Origin of the sequence: Stenotrophomonas maltophilia group sp. Smal13 (assembly GCF_030236855.1) — a bacterium.
GTDB classification, from domain to species: Bacteria; Pseudomonadota; Gammaproteobacteria; order Xanthomonadales; family Xanthomonadaceae; genus Stenotrophomonas; species Stenotrophomonas maltophilia_A.
Map to the genome: position 1 here is coordinate 1 of NZ_JASJSQ010000150.1, position 5,585 is coordinate 5,585.

The window sequence follows — 5,585 nt, forward strand, 5'->3', positions numbered from 1 at the left end:
TAAAGGGAATAAAAGGGGAGGGGAGGGGAAGTTATCGGGGGTGAAGCATGGCAGCTGTCGGCCCGAAACGGAGGCTCGACTTACACCTTCCAGACTTTGCTAATCACGGGCACATCAGCTTTATCGAGTCTAGGGAGATAGGCAATCAGTTTGTAGCCGCCAGGTCGAAAGTGGTCGAGACGAAGCTCCGCTTCTGCTTGCAATCTGGTGCCGTCCGGACCTTCGACCATGACCGCATAAACGGGATTCTTCTTGCCATGCGAGAGCGGCAAATCGGACGTCAGGGTCGAGTGGCCATTGCCTTTCGCACCGCCAAGCATCGCAGGATCTTTGGTGTAGCCGCGCGCGATTTACTGGAGACGGCCGACTCAAGCATCGGGCACAGATCACCCGATCTCCGTGACGTGAGGGCCGACTGCGACGGGAGATCATCAGAGACCGACAGTGATAGATCGCAGCGAAGCCGCGACGATCAAAGGATACTTCTACTAGTTTGACCGCACGATTGCCTAGGACTCAGTGCTCGTCGTGTCTCCATACCGCCCTATGGGGCGCTCGGCACTTGACCTTGCGGCAGCTTCCAGCATTCGAGCCGCCGGATTCGTTTCGGCCGCACCGGCCTGATAGTAGCCGATGACACTGACCACCGATCGGTGATCGGTCATTGCCATAATGGCTGGCAGGGCAATTCCTTGCCTAGCACCTTCCGTTACGAAACCCGATCGTAGGCTGTGACCGCCAAAGCTCCCCACCAATCCGGCAGCGCGGGCGCGATTCTGGATGATGGTGGCCACCGACTTGGGTGACAAGCCGGCCCCAACTTTCCCGCGTGTCAATTGGCGGAAGAGGGCACCCTCCTGCAGTCCAGCCGCTTCGATCCAGGTGCGAAGCGCTTCGGCCGGTGGACCTAACAAGGGCTTGTCCGGCGAGCCGCCTGCTTTGACGCCCTCCTGAAGCGTTTTGCCGACGTCCAGGTGGTAGAGGTAGCCGCCGTCGATCGGCGCAAGCTTGCTCAAGACGGCATGGGCCGTCTCGCTCCGACGGCGCCCACCACTGGCGAAGGCGAAGTAGAGCAGGGCACGATCACGTTTCCCAACAAGATCGTCCTCACAGGTCGCAATCATCGCCATCAATTCGGTCGCAGTGATCGCCGTCTTCTTGCTCGGCCGCTCGCCGCGCTTATGTGCGGCGCGACGGCCCTTGGCCAGCAGCTGCCGAACCTCGCTGCTTTCGCAGGGATTGGCCAGCTTGAGCAATTGATGGGCGCTGGAGAGCACCGCAACGCGGTGGACGATGGTCGACAGCTTGAGCGGTCCTTGGCGCTGCTTGAATTTGCCTTCCACCAAAAGCGCATCCAGTGTCGGCGGCAGCTCCCAGGTCAGGGCATCGCCTGAGCGCCGGGCCAGATGATCGATGATGAACTGGATCACGCAAGACGCGTCGACCGGCATGGCGATGACCGCTCCGTAGCGGCCTTGGTACCAGGCCGCCCAGTAGCGCAAGGCGGTGGCGTAACTGCGCGTGGTGTTGGCCGAGGCCGCTTCGGCGAAGACTTCGCGCACCGCGTCCGCCGAGGACTGCGAGAGCTGCGCCACAGTCGGATTGGCAGGAGCCGCGGTGGTCAGAGCTGGAAGAAGGTCGCCCATAAGTGGTTGAAAGTAGGGCTTAAAAATAGCCTGAGTTCCGATAAATATATCTTATCGGAAGTCGAATTTCATAGGGCAGGGTGATGATTTTCTAGTGTTCCGGCGCCAGTAATCGCCGCCCATTCCGGGACGTGCGTCGCACTTGCTAAGATCACGTGGACACAGTGGGTGTCAGACGCGAAGGATCGAAATGGCTGTCTATGTAGTGACCTGGAACTTGAACAAGGAAGTGGACTACAACGCCAAGAGAGCTGCGTTCATTAAACACTTGGAGCGCTATCAGAATGTAGCGGATGCGGCCTTGGAGTCGGTTCGTTGGGTTTCCGCGAACATCACAGCCCATCAGCTCTGCGCAGATCTTCAGCAAAAGCTCGACAAGAATGATCGAATCTTCGTCTCTCGTGTGCCGCCTGGTGAATACTACGGATACATCAGCAAGGCGGCTGGAGACTGGATCCTCAAGCATAGCGGCTGAGGGTTGAGTTCGATGGCGCCCTCAGCTTCGTAAAGCAAGCTCTAGATGTCTTCGTTGCTTGGGGAAATGGTACCAATGCGCTGCCTTGGTACCATCTCTAGCTCTAGATGAAGCGCCCTGATGTGCCATTGGCGTTGCTTCAAATTCGCGACCTACCATTGGTGATGCACCAAAGTCACAGCGAGTCATTGGCAGTGCACGCAGCTCAGCGCATCAGTTGCTACAAGTTGCCGCACAAGCTGCACCAAGTTCACAGCGCTCAACAATCTGAGGACTGGGGAGGCTCAGGCTTCTCGGCAGCGGCCCTGTTCGTAACATAATATACATTATGCGAAATGGCGTATCCGTCGAATCTGGGCTTTTGTTGGCTCCGCGTGGCAATGGCTGGGCCTCTGGCTCGGCTCTTGCCTGCGCCCTCAGACCCCGGCCAAGGATGAGATCGCGGCATGATCGTGTTCGACCCGCACCACCGTATCGACTTGACCGGCCCTTGGGCCGGTTTTTCTTTCCTCGGTGATCGCCTGATCACCCCTGAGGGCCGCGAGCTGCTACCTGAAGACCTGGCGTGGTTGTCGCTCACCGCCTGCCAAGCGCAAGAATGGCGCCGGATGATGGAAGCTGCCCGTTCGGCGCCGTCGATCGACAGTTCCAGAAATGGGCGCAATCGAGACGCCGGCATTCGCCATCATCCTGCCACTGTCGTCAATTTGCGGGATGTTGTGAGCCAACGCAAACAGCGTTCGGCGGTGGCGATGGCTGGCCCTGACGCCGAGCCGCCAGCAGCAATCCTGCCGGTACCGGGGCCACAACGCCGCGAGCGCGTGTAAGGCGCTTCCGTAGGGGCGCCGCCCCTACACCCCGATTCATTGCTCGCGGCACCGCAGCCATTCGCCCTTGGCGTTTCGCAACTGTTCCCAGCCGTTGCTCAGGCGACGCATTGCAGTGCCCCCCATACAGGCAGCGCCCAGCTGCTTTGCCTCAACGCTCCCGTAGGCAGGCATGCGAACAATCTCGCTCGATGGCGTTGGTATGCCTTGGCGACGCGCCTCGCTCTGGATCAAGGATCGTTCAATGTCGGCGCAATAGAGCCGAATGCGCGGATCGAGGTGCTGCTGGCATTTCAGCGGTTCAGCGCCAAGATTGCTCGCCTTCGGAGTTGGCGGCGTGTACCTGGGCGCTGGCTGCGGGCCGATTGCCGAGCGTAGTTGTTGCGCGTGCGCAGGTGCCGAAAGCAGCAGTAGAGCCAGAACTAGGCTTGATCGAATGTCCATTTCGCCCCCAAGGTTGGGGGGCATGGTATCCCATCGCGAAAATCAGAAGCTCGCCGGATATGGCGGCGTCTCTGGGAACGTGCCCATGGGGCGCTTTCCAACTGCAATCAGAGTGCTCCCGTTCGCCGCGGCGGCGGTCGGCTGTGTCTCGCTCGCGCTCGTCACAGGCGACCCCGCCGCAGCCCTTATACGCTCGGTAGTCGAATCGGACTGTTCGCCGAAGGGATCAACGGGCCAAGTGGTGGCGATGATCTCGTGGCCCTTGGCGCTCAGCAGCACACCGAACTCGGTCCGTTTGACAGACCACCCCAGCGCCCACAACTGTTCCGTGGTGAAGCGGTCGAGAACCTGCCCGCCGCCTGATGCGCGGAACTCCACAATATCGCGGTGGCCGTACCAGCCTGCGTGTCGCGCCCTGGCATTGGCCGCCATGTCCAGAATGTACTGAACGCCCGCAGGAAGCTTCTCCTTCGCCTTAGGCGCCTCGGCAACCGTCGTGACCACTGTGGATGGTTGCGCGCCCGGCGCGTGCGCTATGGCGGGAATAGCGGCCTTCTGCGAGGCGACAACCTCTTTCAGTGTTCCGCTATCGCCGGTGGTTCCACCTGCGAAGAAGAATCGCCCCAACATCACAACACCCACCACAAGCGCCAAGCCCATAAGGATGGACGGTCCGCGCAGCGTCTTCCACAGAGTGCGGGTGTTCCCTTTATAGACCTCGTTGGATTCGATGCCCGGCTGCACACCGTGGTAAAGCTCCCATATGGCCGGATCGTACTTGCGAGTTTCAGTTCCGACCGTCTCATACTTGCCCGTGCCGGTGGCTGCATAAAACCGCACCGAATAGCGCTGATCCGCCCCCAGAGCATCGAGCTTGGTATACGTATTCTTCTTTGCCATACGGCGGATGATCAGGCGATGCAGGTCTTTGCAGTCCTGCGAGATGATCACCATGTCCAAGCTAATATGGCCGTGCTTGGCGAAGAAATTGGCGGTCCGCTCCGGTAGGTTTGCCCGGTTCGTCGGCCAGTACTCATGTGCCTCATCGATCACGATCAGGGCATGTTTCTCGATGTGCGGGAACGAGATAGCGCCGTCGTTGTCGGTGTCGCAGACACACCAGTCAACCACCTCCCTGTCGCCCATGATGTGGACAAGCTCGCGCACCTCTTCTTCGGGCATGCCCAGGTGCGCTGCGATCTTGTCGAGGCTATCCCCTACCCCATTGAGGCGCACGTAGACGTGCCGCTTTGCGCGTAGTGCGGGCAGGATGTGATGTAGCACCGCCTCATAGCTCTTGCCGCTGCGCGGCAACCCTTCATGGCCGAAGATCATTTCGTTACGTCCACTGGAATACGGTGAGGAAAACCCGCACAAGGCGGAAGATAAGTGCAGCGGTGAGCAGTGCAATGGCTTCGCCAACGCGCAGCTGGGCCACGATGAAGGCTGTCCACGGACCCGCTGCATTGAGCATTGCGCAGAAGCTGATCTGTGACAGGAAATCCGGTGCCGGAATCAGGTACACGATGGCCTTAACGAACGACAGAACAAGCTCGATGAAGTCGGTCTGCAAATCCGTCATGAAATCGGAGAAATCAGCCCACAACGACGTTAGCTGTTCCTTGGCCCAAGTGGTGATGGCCGTTACAGGCCCAACTCCATCGGCGTATGCCCACGATGCGGACAGCGCCAGCAGGGCCAGCACAGCAGCCAAGACGATCAGGTGGTTCCGCTTCATAGCAAGGCCCACCTCAGAGCTACAACGCCCATGCCAGCGAGGAAGACGAATCCCGCGTACTGAAATAACTGCAAGAGAGGACCGCTGCACAGGCTTCCCAAATCGAACTTGCCCGCATATTGGCCGCCATCCCATGTGGCGGTGGGACAGTTGCCACCACCGCCCGTGCAATTGCCGAAGAAGCCTTTGACCTTGGACAGGATCGGCGCGCCCTCAATCGCTGTCTTGAAATCTGCAAGCACCTTCTGAACTGTCTTGCCCGACTTCTTGTAGAGGCGTCCAGTTGTCGGCCCCGGAGCGCCACCGTCACCGCCCTCGCCCGTTCCCGGCCCTGGACCTGGGCCGGTACAGCCATTCGGATCGGTGCAATTTCCGTCGCCATCGCCATCGCCATCGCCATCTCCCGGGCCGGTGCCGCCACCACCATCCCCACCGCCATCGCCACCGCCATCGCC

6 protein-coding genes and 1 pseudogene are annotated in these 5,585 nt (G+C 60.0%); 2 read left to right on the forward strand and 5 right to left on the reverse strand.

Annotated features, from left to right (window positions below; genetic code table 11):
• Nucleotides 1-80: 80 nt before the first annotated feature.
• Entirely contained in the window at nucleotides 81-320 is a 240-nt protein-coding gene (locus QRO95_RS24780; protein WP_164171572.1) for a hypothetical protein, read from the reverse strand.
• Between the two features lie 189 nt (nucleotides 321-509).
• Nucleotides 510-1,646, reverse strand: coding sequence for a site-specific integrase (locus QRO95_RS24785; RefSeq protein WP_164171571.1), 1,137 nt, complete (start codon nucleotides 1,644-1,646; stop codon nucleotides 510-512).
• A gap of 190 nt (nucleotides 1,647-1,836) precedes the next feature.
• Here QRO95_RS24785 and QRO95_RS24790 point away from each other — a divergent pair, with 190 nt between their 5' ends.
• Both QRO95_RS24790 and QRO95_RS24795 read left to right on the forward strand, forming a co-directional pair.
• A complete protein-coding gene (locus QRO95_RS24790) occupies nucleotides 1,837-2,121 on the forward strand; it encodes a hypothetical protein (RefSeq protein ID WP_164171570.1) in 285 nt (94 codons plus the stop codon).
• Between the two features lie 446 nt (nucleotides 2,122-2,567).
• Nucleotides 2,568-2,948 (forward strand): DUF3653 domain-containing protein, encoded by a 381-nt coding sequence (locus QRO95_RS24795; RefSeq protein ID WP_285303687.1) that lies wholly within the window; start codon nucleotides 2,568-2,570, stop codon nucleotides 2,946-2,948.
• Nucleotides 2,949-3,434: 486 nt separating this feature from the next.
• Here the strand turns inward: QRO95_RS24795 and QRO95_RS24800 are convergent, their stop codons facing one another.
• The 3 genes and pseudogenes from QRO95_RS24800 to QRO95_RS24810 all read right to left on the reverse strand — a co-directional run.
• Nucleotides 3,435-4,727, reverse strand: a complete 1,293-nt coding sequence (locus QRO95_RS24800; RefSeq protein ID WP_285303688.1) for a zonular occludens toxin domain-containing protein — start codon at nucleotides 4,725-4,727, stop codon at nucleotides 3,435-3,437.
• A 4-nt stretch (nucleotides 4,728-4,731) separates the two neighbouring features.
• The gene (locus QRO95_RS24805; RefSeq protein ID WP_285303689.1) at nucleotides 4,732-5,130 is read right to left on the reverse strand and encodes a hypothetical protein; all 399 of its coding nucleotides are present in this window, start codon (nucleotides 5,128-5,130) and stop codon (nucleotides 4,732-4,734) included.
• Nucleotides 5,127-5,585: pseudogene (locus QRO95_RS24810) on the reverse strand (attachment protein); the annotation flags it as partial. The gene QRO95_RS24805 and the pseudogene QRO95_RS24810, both read right to left, overlap by 4 nt.